Here is a 23,563-nt window from a genome sequence, read left to right on the forward strand (position 1 = left end):
GCACGCCCAGCAGCGCGAGGCGCGCGCCGGCGCTCAACGGAATGCGTCGTTCCAGGCTAGGCAAGACGGCCTCTCCGGCGCAGCAGCAGCCACAGGAACAGCGCGCTGCCGATCACGCCGACCACCGTGCCGATCGGCACCTCGTACGGGTACAGCAGCAGCCGGCCCAGGATGTCGCAGGCAAGCACGAACACCCCGCCCAGCAGGGCCACCCACGGTATGGCGCGCCGCATGTTGTCGCCGAACATGAGGCTCACCGCGTTCGGCACGATCAGCCCCAGAAACGGAATGCTGCCCGCGGTCACCACGACGACCGCGGAAACGGCTGACACGATCAACATGCCGATGAACGTCAGGCGCGCGTGATTCACACCCAGACTCGAAGCGAAGTCCTTGCCCATGCCGGCCAGCGTGAAGCGGTCGGCGGCGATGTAGGCAATGAGGGTCAGCGCCAGCCCGATCCACAGCAATTCATACCGGCCGCGCAGCACCCCGGAGAAATCCCCCGTAGTCCAGGCATGCAGCGACTGCAGCAGATCGTGGCGAAACGCGATGTAGGTGGTGGCGGCGTGAATCACGCCGCCCAGGATCAGGCCGACCAGCGGGACCAGGAACGGCGAGCGCAGCGGCACGCGCCGCAGCAAGGCCAGGAACAGCAGGCTGCCCAACAGGCCGCTCACCGTGGCGGCGGCCATCTTGCCGAACACCGGCGCCTGCGGCGCCAGCAAGGTGACACAGAGAATCCCGAACGTGGCCGACTCGATCGTGCCCGCCGTCGACGGCTCGACGAAGCGGTTGCGCAGCAACATCTGCATGATGAGGCCCGCGACGGCCAGCGACATGCCCGCGAGCAACAGCGCCAGCGTGCGCGGCACGCGGCTCACCCATAGCAGTTGCCAGGCGCGTTCGGCCTGCGGGCCGCCCAGCAGGTCGGCAAAGGAAAACTGCCCGGCGCCCAACGACAGACTGGCCAGGCAGAGCCCGGCCAGCAGCAGTGCCATGGCCACGAGCCCGGCGGGTCCGCCGAGCCAGGCCATGCGGCCTCTGGCCGGAGTCAAGGGCAACGCGGGCACGGCCTCGTGCTCACTTGGCGCCGCCGATCGCCTTGGCGACTTCGTCCACGCTCTCCTGCAACGCGGTCAGGCCGGCCGCGCCGAGCGAGTACCAGTTGCCGGCGTTCAGATAGACCACGTGTTCCTTCTTCCAGGCCGTCGTCCCGCGCACCAGCTCATTGTCGAGCAACTGGCGCGCGGCCGTGCCCTCGCGGCCGATGGCGGCATCGCGGTCGATCACGAACAGCCAGTCGGGATTCGTCTGGGCGATGAACTCGAACGACACGGCCTGACCGTGGTTTGACTGCTTCAGATCGGCAACGGCCGGCTTGATGCCGAAGGCGTCGTGGATCACGCCGAAACGCGAACCCGGACCGTAGGCGCTCATCTTGCCGCCGGTGGTGAGCACGATCAGCCCGGTGCCCGCGTGCGCGCCTTTTGCCTTCAGCGCGGCGATCGAGGTGCGGAGCTTGGCGAGCTTGGCATCGGCTTCGGCCTGCTTGCCGTAGATGCTGGCCACGAGCTTGGCGTTGCGTTCGACGCTGGCGACCAGGTCGCCCGGCGTGACGGTGAGATCCACGGTGGGCGCCATCTTCGACAGATCACCGAACTTCGGCGCCGAGCGGCCGGCCACAAAAATCAGTTGCGGCTTCAGGCGGTTGATCTCTTCGTAGTCGGGCTCGAACATCGAACCCACCTTGGCATAGTGCTTCTTGCCGTACTCCGCCAGATGCGCGGGCCAATTGACCGCAGCGGGTACGCCGGCCGCGGTCACGCCCAGCGTATGCAGGGTGTCGAGCACGGCCAGGTCCATCACCACGGTGCGGGCGGGCTGCGCAGGCACGACACGGGTGCCCTGTGCATCGGTGATCTGGACCTGGGATTGGGCGTGGACGGCCAGCGGGGCCAGCGCCAGCGTGAGGGCGGCGCCGCAGGCGGCGGCCCAGGAGGGCAGTGCGGAGTGAGGGTTCATGAGGGATCCTGGCTCGCGCCCGGGCGGGGGCGCGCGCTGGCGCATCCCGGCTGAGCGCCTCGCGTTCAAACAAGAATGATATTCAATCCTATCATGCGTCAGGCGTGCCCTTGCCGACCGAAGCCGGGTGCGTGGCGCGCGACGCGTGACGTTGCCGGATGATAACGACAATAGGAACCAATCCGCTGCGCGCCGCCCCTGAGTCCGGACCAGGATGGTGGCGCCGCAAAGGGATACGGTGATCGCGCAAAGGAAGCCCACCCGGGAGCGCCGCCGGAAGGCTCCGCCCATGCCGCCCAGGTCGCACCGACGTGGTGCAGCGGCGAGGCATCTGCGGCACGCGAACGCGGCATGTTGGCCGAAGATCGCGCGAAATTAGTTGCGCGCGCAAATTCCCGCAAACGTGAGAATGATTTTGTAACCCCAGCCGCGAGGCCCGCTACGTAAGATTCGCCTCCCGTCACTGCTGCACCGTCTCATGTCTTTGCAACGCATCGCAAGCCATCTGATTCTGAGTCTGTCGTTTCTGCTGCTGCTCGTGCCCGCGCTGGCGCCGGCGCAGGACAACGCCAACAGCGCGATGCCGCGCGTGACGCAGAAAGCGCTGGTCTTCAGCGCCGGTTCGCAGGGCGGCGAAGTGGGTGTGATCGTGCTGCGTCAGCGGCCGCGCGAACCCGAAGCCGTGATCATGCCGATGGGCGTGGACCATCCGCTCGATCATGCCTCGCTGATCGCGGACATCACGACCAGTGCGCACGACACGCGCTACGTCATCGATCACGAGGGCCAGCCGCACACGCTGCTGGTGATCACCGGCGACACCGCCGAACTGCGCATGCCGGGCGCCGACAAGCCCCTCACGCTGCGCTACGCCGCCGAGCTCTCGCAACGGATGTCGCAGCAGCTCTGAGCGCCGCCGCCCGGGCTCGCTGCGCACCGGCCACAACACACCGACACGACGCGTGCGCCCTGCACACGCCCTCTCCCCCTTTTACCCCCGCGCGGTGCCGCCGCGCATTTTTACCCTGAACCGAAAGGATCCATCGATGTCTCCCAAATACGCATCGCGCATGCTGGCCGCCATGGTCTGCGCATTGGCACTGAGCGCATGCAGTGACGAAGCGAAGAAGCCCGAAGCCCCCAAGGTGTCGGCGAGCCAGGCCGAGATCATGAAGTACAACGAGTACGTGAACGCGGCCAATCGCGCCGGCGACACCTACGAGCGCGCGCTGGAAAAGTGGGAAAACGACCTGGCGCCGAAGTTCGCCGGCACCAAGCCGCTGAAGGACATGTACGTCAACGACGGCTCGCCGCACGCGACGCCGCAGATCAAGGAATCGCTGGACAAGGCGCTGGCCATGAAGCCCGCCATGGACGACCTCGATCCGCTCGCGCGCGCCTACAGCGAAGCCCTGGGCAAGTTCCTGCCGGTCAGCACCGACATGAACAACTACATCAGCGCCAAGACCTACGTGAGCGACAAGGGCGCGCACGGCAAGGAAATCCAGGCCGCCTATGGCGATAACCTGAAGGCCGTGGTCACCACGCAGGCCGCGTTCTTCGGCGGCATCGAAGTGAAGGATCGTGCCCGCACCAAGGCCGAATTCGAGAACGCCAAGAAGGACACCACGGAATACTTCCGCGCCGGCCTGATCTATCACAGCAAGGAAAGCATCAACATGGCCGACGGCCTGTTCGAAGGCACCGGCCTGGGCGATCAGCTCGATCCGTTCTCGAAGTCGCTCGACGAAGTGAACAAGATGGCCGTGGCCTACGAAGGCAAGCTGCGCGAAGGGAACCAGAAGGGTTGCCCGAGCCTGATGTCGAACGTGAACTCGTACCTCTCCGCCGGCCGCACCGCGATCGAGCACACCACGGGTGGCCGTTACGACGAAGAGGCCAAGCGCACCGGCATCCACGCCCGCGTCATCACGCGCTCGATCGAGACCGACGCCAACAACCTGCGCCGCACCTACAACAGCCTGGTCGGCGCACTGAACCGCAATAGCTGCTAATCAAGCACACGCGCGGCCGCAGTTCGCGCCGCTAGCCGCGCGCCGCACGTTATTTCTATCGCGTCGATTCCAGCACGCGTATGCATCGGGGCCCCTCGTCGAGGGGCCCCATTTTTTTTACTTCGCCATGACGCCGGCACCGCGTACCGTGCCGATCCCCGCAGCTGCGAGATGCCGGTCTCCCGTCGCAAAAGATGCCTTCGGAGCCCGCCTGTGCGGAGCACAAATGAAAACCCCGGCTCAGGGCCGGGGTGAAATTTTTAGGTCTCACGTGAAGGGTCGTAGGCTTGCGCCCATTGGAACTCTTCACCAACCTTGGAAGTAGTGTAGGGGCGGCAAGCTGCGCGTGTCAAACCGTCGCGTTCTGCTCTCGTGCACGGACCGATCATGAGTCACAAGGGCGAAAAATGCCAAGAACGCTACAGTACCGTCCGACCCTCATCGACCAGCTCATCAGCAACGAGCGGATCAACAGCTACCAGAGCGTCTTTCACCCTGCCAACGACATCGAACTGATGGGCGTGTACCTCTGGAATGCCCACGTGAGCGGTGCGATCTATCCCCTCATCGGCGCGGCCGAGATCACCCTGCGCAATGCCATCGATCGGGCGCTGCGTGCGCACCTGGGAAACTTCTGGTGGTCGGGCGCTAAGCTTCGGTACCGCTCCTTTGTCCGAGGCACGCCCCCACCTCATCCTGTCCAGGCGGTACGCGACAATTTTGCCGGGGCCACCCGGAAATTCGTGGCCGAACAGCGCAACCGATATGGCGTCACCGGCCACGTCGCGTTAAACCACCACGGCGTAATGGCCAAGACCGAGTTCTCGACCTGGGGGTTCCTGCTCGACCCTGAGTTCATGGGCAATGGTCTGATCTGGCCCAGTCGTCTAGGTACCGTCTTCGCCGGCCCCTGGCCGAGTTCGCACGCCGCCACCACGCTCAATCATGTCCACGACCTGGTCTCGACCATACGCGACTTTCGCAACAGGTTGTTCCATCACGAGCCCGCGTGGAAACGGTTCGGCGTAGTGACGGAGGCGGATGCGCTCACGCACCTGCTGGAAAAGATCGGGAAGATTGAGAGCTTGATGGCGTTGATTCATCCGGAGAACCTTCGCTTGCTCGAAAAGAACGGCCTTCTCCACACGGCTCGGCGCGCATGCGCGTCGCACGAGATCAGGCGCTTCCAGCATCTGACACAAACCTACAAGGTGAACTCTCTCGGGAAGCTTCAGACGCTCGTGGACCGATGTGGATCGGAAGACAGTGTGCTGGCAGCGAAAATTTACATGGGAGGCAGCGCCGATTCCTAATGACTCCCGATTAACGCGATGCGCAGAGGACTGAGTGGGCAGTTTCAGGGCTATGGCACAGGGTTCATCTCGAAGCTACAGGGCCTGTTTGGTGGACCCATGAAAAAACCCGCAACGCTTGCGCGTTGCGGGTTTTTAACTTCGGTGTCTGTCGCCAGGCACCGAAGCGGTGTCTTGGCGGAGACGGAGGGATTCGAACCCTCGATGCAGTTTTTAGCCACATGCTCCCTTAGCAGGGGAGTACCTTCAACCTCTCGGCCACGTCTCCGAAGAATCCAGGATTCTACACTAATTTTTTCGCGTTTCGCTTGAGCCCAGGGCTCGCGCCGCAAAAAAAGTGAGAATCCGGACCGGAAGCCATGCACGCGTCATGTCTTCCGGAATCGGACCGGTGCGTCAGACCTTCTCGCCGGGCGCCTGATCCAGCTCGAAGGCCTTGTGCAGGGCGCGCACGGCAAGTTCCATGTACTTGTCGTCGATGATCACCGAGGTCTTGATTTCGCTGGTGCTGATCATCTGGATGTTGATGCCCTCTTGCGAGAGCGTCTGGAACATCAGGCTGGCGACGCCGACGTGCGAGCGCATGCCGATGCCGACGATCGAGACCTTGGCGACCTTCTCGTCGGTGACGAGCTCTTTGGCGCTCACGGCGGGAATGACTTCGCGCTTGAGCACGTCGACCGTGCGCAGGTACTCGTTGCGGTTGACCGTGAACGAGAAGTCGGTGGTACCGGCCACGGACTGGTTCTGCACGATCATGTCGACATCGATGTTCGCGGCGGCGACGGGGCCCAGGATCGAGTAGGCGATGCCGGGTTTGTCGGGCACGGCCAGCAGGGTGATCTTGGCTTCGTCGCGGCTGAAGGCGATGCCGGAGACAACGGCGGCTTCCATTTTTTCGTCTTCCTCAAAAGTAATCAGCGTGCCCGAAACCATTTCTTCTTCGAGCGGGATAAGCGGGTCGGTCAGCGACGACAGCACACGGGTCGGGACACGGTACTTGCCGGCGAACTCGACGGAGCGGATCTGCAGGACCTTGGAGCCCAGCGATGCCATCTCGAGCATTTCTTCGAACGACACCACGGGCATGCGGCGCGCTTCGGGCACCACGCGCGGATCGGTCGTGTAGACGCCGTCGACATCGGTATAGATCAGGCACTCGTCGGCCTTGATGGCGGCCGCCACGGCCACGGCCGAGGTATCGGAGCCGCCACGGCCGAGGGTCGTGATGTGGCCTTCTTCGTCCACGCCCTGGAAGCCGGTGACGATGACCACGCGGCCGGCGTCGAGATCGGCGCGGATGCGGGCATCATCGATCGAGTTGATGCGGGCCTTGGTGTAGGACGAATCGGTGCGAACCGGCACTTGCCAGCCCGCGTAGCTGCGCGCGGCCACGCCTTCGGCTTGCAGCGCGATGGCCAACAGGCCGCTCGACGCCTGCTCGCCGGTGGCGGCGATCATGTCGAGCTCACGGCCATCGGGCTGGGGCGCGAGCTCGCGCGCCAGGCCCAGAAGGCGGTTGGTTTCGCCCGCCATGGCCGAGGGGACCACGACGACCTGGTGGCCGGCGGCGTGCCACTTCGCGACGCGACGCGCCACATTCTTGATGCGCTCGACCGAGCCCATCGAGGTACCGCCATACTTATGAACGATCAGGGACATCTCGTACTCTGGCTGGAGGCCCGCTTCAGGGTGGGTAGGCGGGCAAAGCGGATGATTTTAACAAGACGGTGAAAATTTGCGCAGCCCATGCGGATTTTTCCGCAAAATTGCGGCCGAATCCGGGGAAAAACGCAGGATTTGCGCGCGTTAATGCCGTTTCCGGCCTTCACATTTCAGCGCGTCGCGGCCTCGCCGCCCGGCTCGATCCAGACCCGCGCGCGATGGCAGCGGATCACATGGCCGTCGTGCGCCACGCGCAGATCGCGGTCGTGACCCAGCTGATGCAGCCCGCGCAACTGCCGCATCAGTTCGGCCAGACGCGCATCGGCCGGTGCGCGCAGCCCCTGCCGATCCAGCCAGAACCGCAGCACCTGCGCCTGCCGCGGCGGCGACAGCGCCCGCCATGCCGCCAGACCGAAGCTGCGGCCATCGTCGGCCGGCTCGAGGCCGGCAAAGTCCGTCCGGGCCACCTCGGCGAGGATCCGGGCGGCCTCGTCCATGTGCCGGGCATGGCGCGCCACGATGGCCTGCCAGCCGGGCCAGCGCGCATCCAGCACCGGCGCGAGTTGCGTGCGCACCGCGGCGCGGGTGTAGGCCGGGTCGGCGTTGGTCGGATCCTGCACCGGCTGCCAGCCGGTACGCGCATGAAACGCGGCGGCGGCCTCGAGGATGCGCGCACGATCGATCTCGAGCCAGGGGCGCAGGTACACGATGCCGTCGCGTTCGCGCGTGGGCCGCATGGCGCCCATGCCTTGCAGGCCCGCACCACGCAGCAGGCGCAGCAGCACGGTTTCGGCCTGATCGTTGCGATGGTGGGCCAGCAGCACATGCCCCACGGATTCGGCGCGCGCGAGCGCCGCGAGCGCGTCGTAACGCGCCTGCCGCGCGGCCGCCTCGATGCCCTTGCCGCTGTCGTCGGCCACCTGCACGCGGGCGCTGCGCACCGGCACGGCCAGCCGCGCGCCGAGCGCCTCGACCTGGGCCTGCCACTGGTCGGCCGGCGCCTGCAACCCATGGTGCACATGCAGCAGCACCAGCGGCCGGCCCAGGCTGGCCGCGGCCACGGCGAGCATGGCCGAATCGGCGCCGCCACTGACCGCCACCGCCACGCGGGCGTCGCGCGGCCAGACCGCGCGCAACGGCGCGGCCAGCGGGGCGATCAGCGGATCATCGAAGACGTCGGACGGCATGGGATCGGCGGGACGAAAAAAAGCCAGGCGCGGGGCCCGGCTTTCGTGCTGCGGCGGGCGCGCCGTTCCGAGCATACCCGGAAGGCCGCACCCTGAGCGCCTGTCTCAGGCGCGCACTTCCTGGAAGCGGCCGTAGGACATCACGCGATCGAGACGCTGCTGGATCAGCTGGTCGGGCGTGAGGCCTTGCAGCTGGCGCAACGAATCGCCGAGCGCGCGGCGCAAGAGGCGCGCCATCACGCGCGGGTCGCGGTGCGCGCCGCCGACGGGCTCGTTGACCACGCGGTCGACGAGGTTGAGTTCTTTGAGGCGCGGGGCCACGATCGCCAGCTGCTCGGCGGCCTCGGGGGCCTTGTCGGCGCTGCGCCACAGGATCGACGCGCAGCCTTCGGGCGAGATCACCGAGTAGGTCGCGTATTGCAGCATCAGCACGGCATTGCCCACGGCGATCGCCAGCGCGCCGCCCGAACCGCCTTCACCGATGATGGTGACGATGACCGGCACTTTGAGTTCGGCCATGACGAACAGGTTGCGGCCGATGGCTTCGGACTGGCCGCGCTCTTCGGCGCCGATGCCGGGATACGCGCCCGGGGTATCGACGAACGTGAATACCGGCAGGCCGAACTTCTCGGCCAGGCGCATCAGGCGCAGGGCCTTGCGGTAGCCCTCGGGACGCGGCATGCCGAAATTGCGCGCGGCGCGTTCTTTGGTGTCGCGCCCCTTCTGGTGGCCGATCACCATGCAGGCCTGGCCGTTGAAGCGGGCCAGACCGCCCACGATGGACTGGTCGTCGGCGTACATGCGGTCGCCATGCAGCTCGTGGAAGTCGGTGAAGATCTCACGCACGTAGTCGAGCGTGTAGGGCCGCTGCGGATGGCGCGCCACCAGGGCGGTCTGCCACGGCGTCAGCTTGCCGTAGATTTCCTTGGCCAGTGCCTGGCTCTTCTGCTGCAGACGGCCGATTTCATCGGAGATGTCCACCGCGGAGTCGGCCTGCACGTAGCGCAGCTGCTCGATCTTGTTTTCAAGCTCGGCGAGCGGTTGTTCGAATTCCAGGAAAGTATTGCGCATGAAGTGTGGTTCCGTTGTTGGGCGCGGATCGATGGATCAGTACTGGACCGGGGTAGGTTCCAGACTGCGCCACAGATACCAGGTCGCCACGGTACGCCAGGGCTGCCACGCCAACGAGACCTCACGGGCCTCGAAGCGCGATACCGGCTCGCCGCTGAAATAGTGTAACGAGATTGCCTTGAGCAACCCAAGGTCGTCCAACGGCAGGATGTCCGGCCGCTGCAGATTGAAAATCAAAAACATCTCCGCCGTCCAGCGTCCGATGCCGCGGATCGCGACCAGCTCGGAGATGACGGCCTCGTCGTCCATCGTGGCCCAGCGCTCGGGATGCACCTTGCGCTGGCCGAAATGCTCGGCCAGGTCCTGCACGTATTCGGCTTTGCGCTGCGACAGACCGGCGGCGCGCAGATTGGCCACGCCGGCCTTCAGCACGGTGGCGGGCGTCGGCCGCTTGCCGACGGTGTCGGTGAAGCGGTTCCAGAGCGCCTCGGCGGCCTTGGTGGAGATCTGCTGACCCACGATGGCACGCGCCAGCGTGACGAAGGGCGTGCCGCGCGACGACAGCCAGGTGTCGGCGTGCTGCGGGATGATCTTCTTGAGAATGCGGTCGCGGCGCATCAGGTGCGCCACGGCCTCTTCCCAATAGTCGGGTTTGACGAGTTCGATGTCGGTGCTGGGCATGTCGGCGGCTCGTCGGTCAGGCACGGCGCCACTGGGTGACACCGCCCGGCTTGTCGTCGAGCTCGACACCGGCCGCGCGCAGCTCGGCCCGGATCGCATCGGCGCGGGCAAAATCGCGCGACTGCTTGGCCTGGGCCCGCTCGGCGATCAGGGCGTCGATGCGCTCCGCATCCAGGGTCTCGGCGGCCCCGCCCTGCTCGATGGCGGCCGCGGAATAGCGCGTGGCCGACTGAAAATACACCGCGGGGTCCTGCTGCAGCAGGCCCATCAGCGCGGCGAGCGCCTTGAGCTGGCCCGCCGCGCGCGCGTCGGCGCCCCGATTGGCCTGGCTCGCGAGTTCGAACAGGGCCGCGATCGCGCCCGAGCTGTTGAAGTCGTCGTCCATGGCGGCCTTGAAGGCCTGCGCCTGGGCGTCGTTCCAGTCGATGCCCTGCGCGTCGGGCGCGACGTTCTGCAGCGTCTGGTAGAGCCGGTCGAGCGCATTCTGCGCGTCGATCAGATTGTCGGGCGTGTAGTTCTGCGGGCTGCGATAGTGATTGCGCACGATAAAGAAACGCAGCATTTCGGCTTCGCGCGGATTGGCGCGATAGCTGGCGTCGGCGTCCGACGGCTGGCCGACCGAGATGGTCTGGCGGATCGTGCGGAAATTGCCGAGCGACTTCGACATCTTGTCGGAGTCGACCATCAGCGGGCCACAGTGCATCCAGACGTTGGCGAGCACGCCCCCGAAGGCGCCTTCGGTCTGGGCGATTTCGTTTTCGTGGTGCGGGAATTTCAGGTCGGGGCCGCCGCCGTGGATGTCGAGCGGCAGACCGAGCAGGCTCTTGCTCATCGCCGAGCACTCGATGTGCCAGCCCGGACGGCCCAGGCCGTAGGGCGACTCCCATTTGGTCTCGGGCGGCTCTTCGGCCTTGGCCGATTTCCAGAGCACGAAGTCGAGCGGATCGCGCTTGGCCGAGCCCACCGCCACGCGTTCGCCGGCGCGCAGGTCGTCCAGCGTCTTGCCGGAGAGCTTGCCGTAGCCTTCGAAGCCGCGCACGGCGTAGTTCACGTCGCCGTCGTCGGCCTGATAGGCCAGGCCGTTCTGTTGCAGCCGGCCGATGATGTCGAGCATCTCGCCGACATACTGCGTGGCGCGCGGCTCGCGGTCGGGCGATTGCACGTTGAGCGCCTGCTCGTCGGCGTGCATGGCGTCGATATAGAACTCGGTGACGTCGCCGATGCGGCGGTTGGTCTCGACCGCGCGCCGGATGATCTTGTCGTCGATGTCGGTGATGTTGCGCACGTAGTCGACCTGATAGCCGCTGGCCCGCAGCCAGCGCTGGATCAAGTCGAACGAGATCAGCATGCGCGCATGCCCGAGGTGGCAGTAGTCATAGACGGTCATGCCGCACACGTACATGCGCACCTGCCCGGCATTCACCGGCTTGAAGGGTTCTTTGGTACGCGACAGTGTGTTGTAGATGTGCAGCATGGCGAGTTCGGAGCTGATCGTGGATACGGCGGAGTCTGGAGACGGAAGGCGTGGTGGCAAGGCCCCACACACTCCCCGGCCGCGGGAGACGCGGCGCGCTGGGCGCTAGTGAAAGGCGCGCAAGCCTGGCGGGCGGCAACAACAGCGTGTGACGCCGACCCCGGCATGCAAGGGCGGCGCAGCCCGCCAGCCGCGCACGGCGCGATCCGCCGTCTGCGCGGCCACGGCGTGTGGCTCAATCCAATGCGATCCCATCATCGTGATCCTGTTGTTGCGTCCCGTACCGATCCGTGGACGACCGCCAGCCTCGCTTGGGCAACAGCTTGGGCAACCGCCCCGGCAACCCGCGCTGGCAACCACCCCGGCTACCGCTTTGGCAACCACCCCGGCAACCGCTTTGGCAACCGACCTGGCAACCGCTTTGGCAACCTTCCGACGCATCCGGGGCTAAAATGGCGGTCGTCAAGTATAACAAGCGGCCCGCCGGCGCGTGCAGTCGGTCTTGCGCCCACCCTTTTTACGGATGCCTTCGTGATCTCCACGCGTCTTTGCATCACCGTGCTTGCCAGTGCCCTGGCGCTGCTGCCCGCGACCGCCAGCCTGGCCCAATCCATGGGCGGCGGCATCGGCGGCGACGGCAACAATAACGTCAACTCCCGCACCAAGCTCGACCCGATCCCGCCCGAAGGCGGCTGGGACGGCCTGGCCCGGCTCCTCGAAGCGGCCAAGCCCGGCGTCGACACGCGCCTCGATCCCTCGCCCTCGCAGATCACCGATCACATCGAAAACCTGCTCGCCCGCGGGCAGAACGAGGCCGCGCTCAAGATGATCGAACAGCGCATCGCCAGCACGCACGACCGCCGTGGCGGCACCGACGTGCAGTTGATGTTCCAGCATGCGCGCGCGCTGCATGCGCTGGGCCGCGACGACGAGGCCATCGCCATCTACACCGAGATGACCACGCGCTTTCCCGAGCTGCCGGAACCATGGAACAATCTGGCGGCCATCCGCGCCGACCGGGGCGATTTCGACCGCGCCCAGGACGCGCTCAACATGTCGCTGCGCGCCGACCCGAATTATGGCGCTGCCCGTGCCAACCTGGCCGATCTGCAGCTCATGATCGCCCTGCGCACGTACCGCCAGGAGGCCGCCCGCGGCGTGCCTGGCATGGCCCAGCGTGCCAAGGAACTCGAGACCCTTCTCAAGGACAAGCAGAGCAAATGAACGCCCGCTATTCCCCTTCCCGACTGCTGCGCCTGACGGCGTGCTCTTTCCTGCTGGCGGCCGCGCTGCCGGCAGGCGCGCTGGCACAATCCGCCAGCACCCCCACCACCAACTCCAAAGGCACTACATCCATGAGCTCCACTCCCCGCGTCAAGCTGCATACCAACCAAGGCGACCTGGTGATCACGCTCGATGCCGAGAAAGCGCCCAAGACCGTCGAAAACTTCCTGGGCTACGTCAAGGACGGCTTCTACAACGGCACCGTGTTCCATCGCGTGATCGACGGCTTCATGATCCAGGGCGGCGGTTTCGAGGCTGGCATGAAGCAGAAGCCCACCAAGAGCCCCATCGAGAACGAAGCCAACAACGGCCTGAAGAACGACAAGTACACGGTCGCCATGGCCCGTACGAGCGACCCGCACTCGGCTACCGCCCAGTTCTTCATCAACGTCGGTGACAACGACTTCCTGAACCACACCGCGCCCACGCCCAACGGCTGGGGCTACGCCGTGTTCGGCAAGGTCACCGAAGGCACCGACGTGGTCGACAAGATCAAGGGCGTGAAGACCGGCAACAACGGTTTCCACCAAAACGTGCCGAAGGAAGACGTGATCATCGAAAAGGCCGAGATCATTGAATAAGCTCGTTCTCCCGGGGCCGGTCTGGCTGGCCTCCGACCTGCATCTGGGGCCGGCCACGCCGGCCACTTCCGAGGCCTTCCGCGCGTTTCTCGACGCGGCGGCCGACGAAGCGGCCGCGCTGCTGCTTCCGGGCGACCTGTTCGACGCATGGATCGGCGACGACGTGGCCGCGGCCGCGCCGCCCTGGCTGGCCGAGGTCCTGCAGGCCCTGGCGCGCACCGCCGCCCGCATTCCGGTCTGGCTGGGCCGCGGCAATCGCGACTTCCTGATGGGTCAGGCCCTCGCCGACCGCGTCGGCGCCAAGCTGCTGCCCGAGCCGGCGCTCTTGCAGACCGACTTCGGCGACATCCTGCTCACGCACGGCGATGAGTTCTGTACCGACGACGTCCCCTACAAGCAGTTCCGCGCGATGGTGCGCGATCCGCGCTGGCAGGCGGAGTTTCTCGGCAAGACCATTCCCGAGCGCCTGGCGCTGGCACAGCAGGCCCGTGGCGAAAGCCAGGCTGCAAACCAGACGAAGTCCATGGAGATCATGGACGTCAATGCCCAGGCCATCGAAACGGCATTCCGCACCAGCGGCGTGTCGGTGATGGTGCACGGCCACACGCACCGGCCCGCGCGCCACGTGCTCGAGGTCGATGGCAAGAAGCGCGAACGCTGGGTGCTGCCCGACTGGGATTGCGACCACGCCAACCCGCCCCGCGGCGGCTGGCTGGTAATCGACCAGGACGGTCTGGTGTTCTACGACCTCGGCGACGAGGACTGACACCCCCCGCAGTACCAACGACAAGGCCACCCGCGAGGGTGGCCTTGTTCATTCGGGGCGGACGCGTCCGCGGCCGCCGTCAGGGGCGAGACGCGCGGATCAGACCTTGGTCCAGAGCCAGACGGCCACGACCAGGCCCAGCGCGATGCGGTACCAGGCGAAACCGCGATAGGTGTGGTTGGCCACGAAACGCAGCACCGCCCGCACGATGAACAGCGCGCTCAGGAACGACGCGACGAAGCCCATGGCGATGCCGGAGAGCTCCTGCGATGTCAGCAGGTCGTAGTTGCGATACAGGTCGTAGACCGCGGCGCCGAGCATGGTGGGCATCGCGAGAAAGAACGAGAACTCGGTCGCGGTCTTGCGCTGGATGCCGGCGATCATGCCGCCGATGATGGTGGCGCCCGAGCGCGACGTGCCCGGAATCATGGCCAGGCACTGCGCCGCGCCGACGCCGAGCGCCTGCTTCCAGGTGATTTCTTCGAGCGAGTGCGCGGTGGCGCGCTGGTCGGATGCGGTGTCATCGGACGCGCCCGGCGCGTCGCCCGGCGTGTGACGCGTGCGCCGCTCGACGTAGAGCATGATCAGGCCGCCCAGGACGAGCGTGACCGCCACGACGCCGGGGTGATAGAACACGGACTTGATCGTCTTGATGAAGATGGCGCCGATCACCGCCGCCGGCAGGAAGGCCAGCAGCAGATTGCGCGTGAACAGGACCTCCTGCCGCACGCCGGTGAGCGTGCCATGGATCAGTTGCCACAGCCGCGCCCGGAAAATCCACATCACGGCGAGAATCGCGCCCAGCTGGATCACCACCTCGAACACCTTGCCGGCACCCGACTCGAAGTTGATCAGGTCGCCCACGAGGATCAGGTGGCCGGTCGACGATACCGGAATGAACTCCGTGAGACCTTCGATGATGCCGAGGAAGAATGCCTTGATGAGATAGAGGGTGCTGTCGGTCATGGATCCGGGTTGTGGTGTCAGTCTTGGTCGGTCGTGTCGGGGTCTTCGGTCGGGCCGAGATAATGGCGTTCGACCCGGACCGAGGCGATCCGGCGGCCATCCATCTGCAGCACTTCGAAGCGGAAGCGGTAATACGGCGTATCGAACACGCAGGCGTCGCCGGGCTTGGGCAGATGCCCGAACCGGCTCAGCAGATAGCCTGCCAGCGTGGAGTAATCCTGCGATTCGTCGATCAGGCCTTCGGTGTCGAGCACCTGCTCGACGTGGCGCAGGTCGGCGGCGCCATCGATCTGCCAGGTGTCGTCACCCACCGGAAGGATATCCGGCAATTCGTCTTCGTCGGGGAATTCGCCCGCGATGGCCTCGAACACATCGATCGGCGTGACCAGGCCTTCGATGGCGCCGAACTCGTCGGCCACCAGCACCAGCTGGCCACGCGAACGCTTGAGCGTGTCCATCAGGCGCAGGATGCCAATCGACTCATGCACGATGATGGGGTCGCGCAGGCGGTTGCGCCGGATGTGCCCCTCGGTGATGAGGTCGGCGACCAGATCCTTGGCGCGGCCGATGCCGACCACTTCGTCGAGCGTGCCGCGGCATACCGGAAAGAAACTGTGCGGCGCGCCCATGAGCTGCTGCTTGATGAGCTCGGGATCGTCGTCGATGTTGACCCACGACAGATCGGTGCGCGGCGTCATGATGGACCGGATCGAACGCTCGGCCAGCGTCAGCACGCCGCTCACCATATTGCGCTCTTCGACCCCGAAGGCACCCGGCACCGACGGCGTCGTGGCGCTGGGCTCGACGGGCTCTTCGCTCTGCGGGCGCTTGCCCAGCATGCGCAACACCGCCACGGCCGTGCGATCCCGCATGGGACGGCGCGCATCGAGCTTGAGCAGATTGCGCCGCGCCACCTGATTGAGGGCCTCGATCATCACCGAGAAACCGATGGCGGCGTACAGGTAGCCCTTGGGCACGGCAAAGCCGAAGGCCTCGGCCACCAGCGAGAAGCCGATCATCAGCAGGAAACACAGACACAGCACCACCACGGTCGGGTGGGCGTTGACGAAGCGCGTGAGCGGCTTGGAGGCCGCCAGCATGATCCCGATCGCGATCACGACGGCGATCATCATGATGGCGAGGTGGTCCACCATGCCCACGGCCGTGATGACCGAGTCGAGCGAAAACACGGCGTCGAGCACGACGATCTGGGTGACGGTGACCCAGAAGCTCGGGTAGGCGCGCGACGCGCCCTGGCTCTCGGCATGGCCGCCGTCGATGCGCTCGTGCAGCTCGATCGTGCCCTTGAAGAGCAGGAAGAAACCGCCGATACCCAGGATGAGATCGCGGCCCGAAAACGCGAACGGGCCCACGGAGAAGAGCGGCTCGGTCAGGGTGACGAGCCACGACATGACGGAGAGCAGGCCCAGGCGCATTACCAGGGCGAGCGACAGGCCGACGATGCGCGCGCGATCGCGCTGCGAGGGCGGCAGCTTGTCGGCCAGGATGGCGATGAAGATCAGATTGTCGATCCCGAGCACGATCTCGAGGACGACAAGCGTTAGCAGGCCGACCCACGCAGCGGGGTCCAGCAGCCACTCCATCAGGCGCTCCTGAAGTTACAAGACCGGTAATCGTACATGGAATCCCAGTGACACGCCGGTGACAAACCTTTGCGATTCACGGGCGCGGCGCGCACCGTGCCGCGGGGTGCCGGCCGGCCGAAAAATGAGGCCGCACCATACCCGTGCCAAGCTGACACGGGCATGAACGTGGCCCGATGCAAGCCGTGGCCAGGAGCAAGCGGCGTACCCCGCGCGCCAATGACAAAGCCGGCCGCGAGGGCCGGCTCAGGCATGCCGGGAACGTGCGATCAGGCGGCCGGACGGGGCGTGATCGAGGTCAGCATCTGGGTGAAGACCTTGGGCGTGCCCGCGAGCACATTGCCCGAATCGAGCCAGCCCTGTTCGCCGTCGAAGTCGGAGACCAGGCCACCCGCCTCGAGCACCAGCAGGCTGCCGGCGGCGAGATCCCAGGGCTTGAGCTTGACGCCGCAGAAGCCGTCGAGGCGACCGCTCGCCACGTAGGCCAGGTCGAGCACGGTGGAACCCATGCGGCGCACGCCGGCGCAGCCGTCGGTCATGTCACGGAAGCGATCCGACGTGGGATCCGATGCCGTGGGCCAGTGGGCGCCCAGCAGCGCGTCGTGGTAGCGGATGCGGCCCGAGACGCGCACGCGGCGGTCGTTCAGGAAGGTGCCGCTGCCACGGCTCGCGGTGAAGAGCTCGTTGCGGGCGGTGTCGTACACCACGGCCTGCGTCACCTGGCCACGCTGCGTGAGCGCGATCGAGATGGCGTAGTTGGGGAAGCCGTGGATGAAGTTGGTGGTGCCGTCCAGCGGATCGATGATCCACTGGAACTCGGCCTGATCCGGGCCCTGCAGGCCGAATTCTTCGCCCAAGACCGCGTGATCGGGGTATGCCGTGCGGAGCACTTCGACGATGGCCTCTTCGGAAGCACGGTCGACTTCCGTGACATAATCGCGCGGCCCCTTGCGGGCCACGCTAAGCTTGTCGAGGTCCATGCTGGCACGGTTGATGATGGTGCCGGCACGGCGAGCCGCCTTGATGGCGGTGTTGAGCATCGGATGCATAGAATTCCGTACGAATGCGGTGGTGGCTGTGCCCCGCATGTCCCCCCTGTCGGCTTGGCGACAAAGCAGGCTGCGCAGGGCGTGGCGGCTCGGCAAAATCAACCCGAAACCAGGAATGCACGTAAGCCAAACGGGCTATTTTAAATGACTCAAGGATTTTCACGCGTAAGGTTCGTCATGGTCCAGCCCAGCCACCCCGGCAACGTGGGTTCGGCGGCCCGGGCGATCAAGACCATGGGCTTTGCGGAATTGGTGCTGGTCGAGCCCAAATTGCCCGACATGACGGCCCATCCCGAGGCCATCGCGCTGGCCAGCGGCGCCAGCGACGTGCTCGAACAGGCGCGTATCTACGACACCCTCGAAGAAGCCCTGGCGCCGGTCACGCTGGCCTTCGCGCTCACGGCGCGCGTGCGCGATCTGGGGCCCCCGCCGTGCGACATCCGCGAGGCCGCGACCCTGGCGCGGGCCCACCTGGACGATACGGCCGGCGGCGTGGTCGCCATCGTGCTGGGCACCGAGCGGGCCGGCCTGACCAACGCCCAGATCGGGCTCTGTCACCGTATTTGTCATATCCCGGCCAATCCGGAGTACAGCTCGCTGAACGTGGCGCAGGCGCTACAGTTGGCCGCTTGGGAGGTCCGTTATGCGCTGCTGGCGGCGGCCGGCGCACCGTTGCTGCCGCCCTCGCCCGCCCACCAGCCCGACCCGGGCGCGGAGCCGGCCAGCGGCGCCGCGGTGCAGGCCCTGCTCGCCCACTGGGAGCAGGCGCTGGTCGCGGTGGAGTTCCTGGACCCGGCCCATCCCAAGAAGCTGGTGCCGCGCATGCGCCACCTGTTCGGCAAGAGCGCGCTCACGCGCGACGAGGTCGATATGCTGCGCGGTGTCTGCACCGCGATGATCGGCATCGCGAAGCGCGCCGGCCCGCGCTGAAGGCGCGCACGGCCAAACAAAACGCCCCGGGGTGCGCTGAGCTCCCCGGGGCGTTTTGCTTGATGCGAAGGACGATCAGTCGACCTTGGCGCCGGAGGTCTTCACGACCGGAGCCCAGCCGTCGACTTCCGACTTGATGAACGCGCCGAACTCGGCCGGCGTGGTCTTCTGACCCACCGCGCCCAGCGACTCATAGGCCTTGAGCACTTCGGGCTTGTCGAGCGCCTTGTTCATGGCGGCGTTGAGCTTCTCGATCACTTCGGGCGGCGTGCCGGCCGGAGCGATCATGCCGAACCACGACGACACGTCGAATTTCTCGAAGCCGGATTCCTGCATGGTGGGCAGGTCGGGCGCGCTCTTCGAACGGTCGGTGGTGGTGACGGCCAGCGCGCGCAGCTTGCCGCTTTGCACGTGGGGCCACGACGACGGCATGTTGTCGAACATGAACTGCACCTGGCCACCGATCAGATCGGTGATGGCCGGGGCGCTGCCCTTGTACGGCACGTGCAGCACATCGATGCCGGCGCGCTGCTTGAACAGCTCGCCCGCCATGTGGATCGAGGTACCGCTGCCCGACGACGCGAAGGCGAGCTTGCCCGGATTCTTCTTGGCGTAATCGACCAGCTCCTGCACCGACTTGACCGGCACCTGCGGGTTGATCACCAGCACGTTGGGCACCTTGGCGCCCAGCGCCACCGGCGTGAAGTCTTTGGTGAGGTCGAAGTTGACGTTCTTGTAGAGCGTCTGGTTGATCGCGCTGGTGACGGCGACGAACAACACGGTGTAGCCATCGGGCGTGGCGCGGGCCACGTAGTCGGTCGCGATGTTGCTACCGCCGCCCGGCTTGTTTTCGATCACGAAGGATTGACCGAGCTCCTGAGTGAGCTCCTTGGCCATGATGCGCGCGATCACGTCGGTCGTGCCGCCGGCGGAGAAGCCGACGACGACGCGCACGGGCTTGTCGGGATACGCAGCCTGGGCGGTGGCGCTGAAGGCGAAGGCGCTGATCACACCGGCAGCGACGCCGGATACCACACGCGCCAGACGAGGCTTACGAGCCTGAGTCATGGTGTCTCTCTCCAAAAAGCTGTCCATCTAATGGACATATAAAAATTATTCGCAATGAATGATGCGTTATACACTGGGGGACCATCAAGGTACAGTCCACGCTACGGACAATGGTTTTCCCGATGTTTCGGTGTGGTTGCCGACAGTAGATAGAGATATCCATGCAAGAAAGCGAGACAGCGGCCGCCGGGCCGCGCACCCTGCGCCGCGGCCTGACCGTGCTGGCGGCGCTGCGAGATCACGGCACCGCCGGTCTGAGCGTCACCGACATTGCGCGCCAGACGGGCATCCAGCGCCCCACGATCTACCGCCTGCTGGCGGCGCTGCTCGACGCCGGACTGGTGAGCACGATCCAGGGCACGAAAAAATATCGCGCCCAGCTCGCGCCGGATGTGGACGCCACCTCGCCCGATCCGCGCGTGCGGCAGATGCTGCCCGTGCTGCGCCGATTGGCCGAGCGCACCGGCGACGCGGTGTTCCTGGTCGTGCGCGAAGGCGACGAATCCGTCAGCCTGCATCGCGAGATCGGCAGTTATCCGGTGCAGATTCTGGCCACCTACGCCGGCAAGCGTCAGCCGCTGGGCGTGGGCTCGGGCGGCATGGCGCTGCTTGCCGCCCTGCCCGACTCGGTGGCGCACGGCATCGTGGCGCGCAACTCGGGGCTGCTCGACGAGTACGGCGGCATGACGCCCAACGAGATGCATCGCCTGATCGAAAACACGCGCTCGCGCGGCTATTCGGTGGTGGGCAACCACGCCGTGCGCGGCGCGCTGGGCGTGGGTTGCGCGCTGCTGGACGCGCAGGGCGCGCCGCTGCTGGCGGTGAGCGTCACGGCCATCATCGACCGCATGCCGGCCCAGCGCCAGCGCGAGATCGCCGGCTGGATCAAGGCAGAGCTGGGCCGCCTGAGCGTCAAGACCTAGCCGGCACTCCCCTCAGGTGCCCACGCGCAGCGGGCTGCCGAGCTTGCGCAGGGCCGCGATCACGCTGAGCGCGGTGATGCGGCCGGTCTTGGGGTTCTCCGAAGGCACGTTCTGAATTTCCATCGAGAAGCTGGCCGAATCGGCGTCGACCTCGACGCGATGGATGTTGCGCGAGACGCCCGGATCGGCCCAGATCTCGAGCGTGGTGCGGTCCGGCCCGATGCCGGCCAGCGAAATGCTCACGGCCACGTTGAGATTGGCCGGAAAGCCCACGGCGGCCTCGCGCGGCGAGCCGCGGAAGATCAGGGTGGGCTCGGTGATCGCGTCCACATCGATCGCATGGGTTTCGAGGTACGGCGCGCCCTTCAGACCGCGCGGCGGCTTGCGCGTAATCATCGTGACCGAACGGATCTCGGCCTCGGCGGCCGCGGTCAGGGCGTCCAGGCCCAGGATCGCGCCCGAGGGAACAATGATCTGCGCGCCGCGCTCGCGCGCCGCGTCGATCAGGTCTTCGTTGGCCAGCAGCGCGCCCGAGCTGAGCACCACGAGCTTGCCGCCGGCCGCGATCACGGGCTCGGCCAGCTCGCGGAACACCGCGGCGGGCGCGCACTCGACCACCACGTCGCAATGCGCGGCCAGCTCGGCCAGCGTGGTGTAGCGCGGTGCGGCGCCGCGCCAGGTCACGGCGGTGGAGGGTTTGGCCGGGTCACGCACGCCGACGGCGGCCAGCGACAGGCCGGGAATGCCGGCGTCCAGTGCGCGTGCCACGGCCTGCCCGATGGCGCCAAACCCGGCGATGCCGACTCGATAGGTGTTCATACTGCGTCTCTTCCTGTAGCTGATGAAGGAGCGGGCGCACCGCAACGGCGGGCCCGCGTCGATGCCTGGGATGCTAGGACATGGCCTGGGCCGCGACAAACGATTCCTTTTGCGGCTGCGCATGAGCGGGGCTCATGGCGGCCGCGCGGGTGAGCGCGGCTTCGCGCAGCACCCATTCCCTGAAGATGGTCACGGCTTCGCGTTCGCTCGCCGCCGCGTGCGTGAGCACGTAATACTCGCCGGCGCTGCACAGCCGCGCGGCGGGCCGCCACGGCACCACCAGCTCGCTGGCGCCCGGATAGCCGTCGAGCAGCACATCGGGAATCAGTGCGATCCCCTTGTGTTCCTGCGCGGCGCGCAAGGCGATGTAGAAATGGCCGTAGTCCAAACCGCTCTGCTGCGTGGGCGGGCTCGCGCCCAGGGCCCGCAGCCAGTCGCGCCAGGCGTGCGGCCGGCTGGCGGTATGGATCAGCGGAAAGGTCAGCAGTTCGTCGAGCGTGTCGATGGGCCCGCCCTGGGCCAGCAGCCGGCGCGACATCACCGGCACCAGCACGTCGTCGAACAGCGGATCGGCGCAGATGCCATCCCAGCGCTGCACCAGCGTGAGGTCGATGCCCGGCAGGTGGCGCGCGTAGCGCCGCCCGGCCAGCGGACCCACGCGGATGGCCACGTCGACGCCGTCGGCCTGCATGTCGAGCGGGCGGATATCGGACACCACCCGCACCTCGATATGACGATGCGCGGCGCTGAACGCGGCCAGCCGCGGCATCAGCCAGAGCTGACCGATGGTGGGCAGGGTGTTGACGATCAGGACCTCGCCGCGGTCACGGCTCATGAGGCGGCCGGTGGCATGCTCGAGTTCGGCCAGAAGACGGCGGCAGGCTTCGTAGTACTGCATGCCCGCGGGCGTGAGTTCGACCTTGCGCGCCAGCCGCACGAACAGCTTGCGGCCCAGAAACGATTCGAGCTTGCGCACCTGCAGGCTCACCGCGCCCTGGGTCACCGCCAGCTCTTCGGCGGCCAGGGTGAAGGAGCGGTGACGCGCGGCTGCCTCGAACGAGCGGACCGACAACAACGGCGGCAGGTTGCGCGAGGCAGCCATGGGGCGGAACTCCCGGGGTTATTGCACCTCGATGCCGGCCTGTTTGATGACGCCGGCCCAGGTGGTGTTCTCGGACTGCACATAGGTGTCGAACGCCTGGCGGGCCAGCGGCAGCGTGTCGATGCCACGGGAGCGGAAGTCGGCGGCGAGCGCCGGATCCGCCAGTGCCGCCTGCAGCGCGTCGGACAGCCGGGCCACGACGGGCGCCGGTGTGCCGGCGGGCACGAACAGGCCGAACCAGGTGCTGGCATTGTAGTCGACCCCCAATTCCTTGAGCGTCGGCACGTCGGGCAACAAGGGCGAGCGCGCCTCGGTGGTGATGGCCAAGGGCCGCACCCGCTGGCCCTGCACGCCGGCCAGCGTGGTGGGCAGGGGATCGACCATCAGATCGATCTGGCCGCCGATCAGGTCGGTCATCGCCGGCGCCCCGCCCCGGTACGGCACATGCATGAAGCGGGTGTCCGCGCGGATGTTGAGCAGTTCGGCCTGCACATGGTGGCTCGTGCCGGCGCCGGCGGACCCATAGGTGAGCGCGCCGGGCTTGGCCCGCGCGGCCGCGGCGAGGTCGGACCACTGCTTGTAGGGCGACTGGCTCGCGACGATGAGCACGCTGGGCACCGAGGCGATCCCGCCGACGGCGATCAGGTCGCGCGCGACGTCGTAGCCCACGTTCTTGTAGAGATTGGGCGCGACCGCGATGGTGCTCGCCGCGCCCAGCAGCACGGTATAGCCGTCCGCCGGGCTGGTCACGGCCGATTGGGTGCCGATGGTGCCGCCCGCGCCGGGCTTGTTCTCCACCACCACGGCCACGCCGAGCTTGTCGGCCAGGGTCTTGAACAGCAGGCGGCCGATGGTGTCGTTGATGCCGCCCGCGGGGAACGGCACGACGGCGCGCACCTGGCGCGCGGGATAGGCGTCCTGTGCGGTGGCCGCCAACGGCGCGACGGCACAACAGAGGGTGGCGAGACTGAGCGTGAGGCGGCGGTACAGGCGCATGGCGCGGCTCCAGGGACGGCAGGACGGCCTCGAAAGGCAGGATG

At 66.7% G+C, this 23,563-nt stretch carries 22 protein-coding genes and 1 tRNA gene; 8 read left to right on the top strand and 15 right to left on the bottom strand.

All coding sequences use genetic code 11. From position 1 onward, the window contains the following. Window positions 1-56: 56 nt before the first annotated feature. Complete coding sequence (locus CEK29_RS16870; protein ID WP_094858775.1) at window positions 57-1,037, bottom strand: ABC transporter permease; 981 nt, start codon at window positions 1,035-1,037, stop codon at window positions 57-59. Between the two features lie 46 nt (window positions 1,038-1,083). Then, a complete protein-coding gene (locus tag CEK29_RS16875) occupies window positions 1,084-2,025 on the bottom strand; it encodes a siderophore ABC transporter substrate-binding protein (RefSeq protein WP_094858776.1) in 942 nt (313 codons plus the stop codon). A gap of 478 nt (window positions 2,026-2,503) precedes the next feature. Here CEK29_RS16875 and CEK29_RS16880 point away from each other — a divergent pair, with 478 nt between their 5' ends. From CEK29_RS16880 to CEK29_RS16890, 3 genes are all read left to right on the top strand, one after another. After that, entirely contained in the window at window positions 2,504-2,935 is a 432-nt protein-coding gene (locus CEK29_RS16880) for a hypothetical protein (RefSeq protein ID WP_094858777.1), read from the top strand. A gap of 136 nt (window positions 2,936-3,071) precedes the next feature. Continuing rightward, the gene (locus CEK29_RS16885; protein WP_094802350.1) at window positions 3,072-4,040 is read left to right on the top strand and encodes a YiiG family protein; all 969 of its coding nucleotides are present in this window, start codon (window positions 3,072-3,074) and stop codon (window positions 4,038-4,040) included. A gap of 407 nt (window positions 4,041-4,447) precedes the next feature. After that, window positions 4,448-5,353, top strand: coding sequence for a CAAX protease (locus CEK29_RS16890; RefSeq protein WP_255176179.1), 906 nt, complete (start codon window positions 4,448-4,450; stop codon window positions 5,351-5,353). A gap of 175 nt (window positions 5,354-5,528) precedes the next feature. On the opposite strand, the gene CEK29_RS16895 is transcribed toward CEK29_RS16890, so the two are convergent. The 6 genes from CEK29_RS16895 to cysS all read right to left on the bottom strand — a co-directional run bounded on the left by CEK29_RS16895 (window position 5,529) and on the right by cysS (window position 11,431). After that, a tRNA-Ser gene (locus CEK29_RS16895) sits at window positions 5,529-5,621 on the bottom strand. Window positions 5,622-5,749: 128 nt separating this feature from the next. Further along, complete coding sequence (locus CEK29_RS16900) at window positions 5,750-7,015, bottom strand: aspartate kinase (protein WP_094802360.1); 1,266 nt, start codon at window positions 7,013-7,015, stop codon at window positions 5,750-5,752. 173 nt (window positions 7,016-7,188) lie between these two features. After that, complete coding sequence (gene tilS, locus CEK29_RS16905; protein ID WP_094858937.1) at window positions 7,189-8,205, bottom strand: tRNA lysidine(34) synthetase TilS; 1,017 nt, start codon at window positions 8,203-8,205, stop codon at window positions 7,189-7,191. Between the two features lie 105 nt (window positions 8,206-8,310). Continuing rightward, a complete protein-coding gene (locus CEK29_RS16910) occupies window positions 8,311-9,276 on the bottom strand; it encodes an acetyl-CoA carboxylase carboxyltransferase subunit alpha (RefSeq protein WP_094802362.1) in 966 nt (321 codons plus the stop codon). Between the two features lie 36 nt (window positions 9,277-9,312). Beyond that, complete coding sequence (locus CEK29_RS16915; RefSeq protein ID WP_094802364.1) at window positions 9,313-9,957, bottom strand: DNA-3-methyladenine glycosylase family protein; 645 nt, start codon at window positions 9,955-9,957, stop codon at window positions 9,313-9,315. Between the two features lie 16 nt (window positions 9,958-9,973). Further along, a complete protein-coding gene (cysS, locus tag CEK29_RS16920; RefSeq protein WP_094802366.1) occupies window positions 9,974-11,431 on the bottom strand; it encodes a cysteine--tRNA ligase in 1,458 nt (485 codons plus the stop codon). Window positions 11,432-12,043: 612 nt separating this feature from the next. On the opposite strand from cysS, the gene CEK29_RS16925 reads away from it, so the two are divergent. The 3 genes from CEK29_RS16925 to CEK29_RS16935 are packed head-to-tail and all read left to right on the top strand — an operon-like array spanning window position 12,044 to window position 14,062. Continuing rightward, window positions 12,044-12,655 (top strand): tetratricopeptide repeat protein, encoded by a 612-nt coding sequence (locus tag CEK29_RS16925; RefSeq protein ID WP_249279171.1) that lies wholly within the window; start codon window positions 12,044-12,046, stop codon window positions 12,653-12,655. Continuing rightward, window positions 12,652-13,296, top strand: a complete 645-nt coding sequence (locus CEK29_RS16930) for a peptidylprolyl isomerase (protein ID WP_094858778.1) — start codon at window positions 12,652-12,654, stop codon at window positions 13,294-13,296. The genes CEK29_RS16925 and CEK29_RS16930 overlap by 4 nt, the downstream gene beginning before the upstream one ends. Then, a complete protein-coding gene (locus tag CEK29_RS16935) occupies window positions 13,289-14,062 on the top strand; it encodes a UDP-2,3-diacylglucosamine diphosphatase (protein WP_094858779.1) in 774 nt (257 codons plus the stop codon). The genes CEK29_RS16930 and CEK29_RS16935 overlap by 8 nt, the downstream gene beginning before the upstream one ends. Before the next feature lie 99 nt (window positions 14,063-14,161). Here CEK29_RS16935 and CEK29_RS16940 read toward each other — a convergent pair whose 3' ends face one another. The 3 genes from CEK29_RS16940 to CEK29_RS16950 all read right to left on the bottom strand — a co-directional run bounded on the left by CEK29_RS16940 (window position 14,162) and on the right by CEK29_RS16950 (window position 17,681). Then, a complete protein-coding gene (locus CEK29_RS16940; protein ID WP_094858780.1) occupies window positions 14,162-15,028 on the bottom strand; it encodes an undecaprenyl-diphosphate phosphatase in 867 nt (288 codons plus the stop codon). Between the two features lie 17 nt (window positions 15,029-15,045). Further along, window positions 15,046-16,632, bottom strand: a complete 1,587-nt coding sequence (locus CEK29_RS16945) for a TerC family protein (protein WP_094802374.1) — start codon at window positions 16,630-16,632, stop codon at window positions 15,046-15,048. A gap of 269 nt (window positions 16,633-16,901) precedes the next feature. Further along, window positions 16,902-17,681 carry an inositol monophosphatase family protein gene (locus CEK29_RS16950; protein WP_094802376.1) on the bottom strand — a complete coding sequence of 260 codons (780 nt, stop codon included), beginning with the start codon at window positions 17,679-17,681 and terminating at the stop codon, window positions 16,902-16,904. Window positions 17,682-17,825: 144 nt separating this feature from the next. On the opposite strand from CEK29_RS16950, the gene CEK29_RS16955 reads away from it, so the two are divergent. After that, entirely contained in the window at window positions 17,826-18,611 is a 786-nt protein-coding gene (locus CEK29_RS16955; protein ID WP_094858781.1) for an RNA methyltransferase, read from the top strand. Between the two features lie 75 nt (window positions 18,612-18,686). Here the strand turns inward: CEK29_RS16955 and CEK29_RS16960 are convergent, their stop codons facing one another. Further along, window positions 18,687-19,679: a Bug family tripartite tricarboxylate transporter substrate binding protein gene (locus tag CEK29_RS16960; RefSeq protein ID WP_094858782.1), complete on the bottom strand. Its 993-nt coding sequence runs from the start codon at window positions 19,677-19,679 to the stop codon at window positions 18,687-18,689. A gap of 161 nt (window positions 19,680-19,840) precedes the next feature. On the opposite strand from CEK29_RS16960, the gene CEK29_RS16965 reads away from it, so the two are divergent. Beyond that, window positions 19,841-20,602: an IclR family transcriptional regulator gene (locus CEK29_RS16965; protein ID WP_094858783.1), complete on the top strand. Its 762-nt coding sequence runs from the start codon at window positions 19,841-19,843 to the stop codon at window positions 20,600-20,602. A gap of 12 nt (window positions 20,603-20,614) precedes the next feature. Here the strand turns inward: CEK29_RS16965 and CEK29_RS16970 are convergent, their stop codons facing one another. The 3 genes from CEK29_RS16970 to CEK29_RS16980 all read right to left on the bottom strand — a co-directional run bounded on the left by CEK29_RS16970 (window position 20,615) and on the right by CEK29_RS16980 (window position 23,519). After that, a complete protein-coding gene (locus CEK29_RS16970) occupies window positions 20,615-21,421 on the bottom strand; it encodes an aspartate dehydrogenase (protein WP_094802384.1) in 807 nt (268 codons plus the stop codon). 73 nt (window positions 21,422-21,494) lie between these two features. Then, on the bottom strand, window positions 21,495-22,523 hold the full coding sequence (locus CEK29_RS16975; RefSeq protein ID WP_094802386.1) for a LysR substrate-binding domain-containing protein: 1,029 nt from the start codon (window positions 22,521-22,523) through the stop codon (window positions 21,495-21,497). 18 nt (window positions 22,524-22,541) lie between these two features. Next, a complete protein-coding gene (locus CEK29_RS16980) occupies window positions 22,542-23,519 on the bottom strand; it encodes a Bug family tripartite tricarboxylate transporter substrate binding protein (RefSeq protein WP_094802388.1) in 978 nt (325 codons plus the stop codon). Window positions 23,520-23,563: the final 44 nt, after the last annotated feature.

Origin of the sequence: Bordetella genomosp. 5 (assembly GCF_002261475.1) — a bacterium.
Taxonomy (GTDB): Bacteria; Pseudomonadota; Gammaproteobacteria; order Burkholderiales; family Burkholderiaceae_B; genus Bordetella.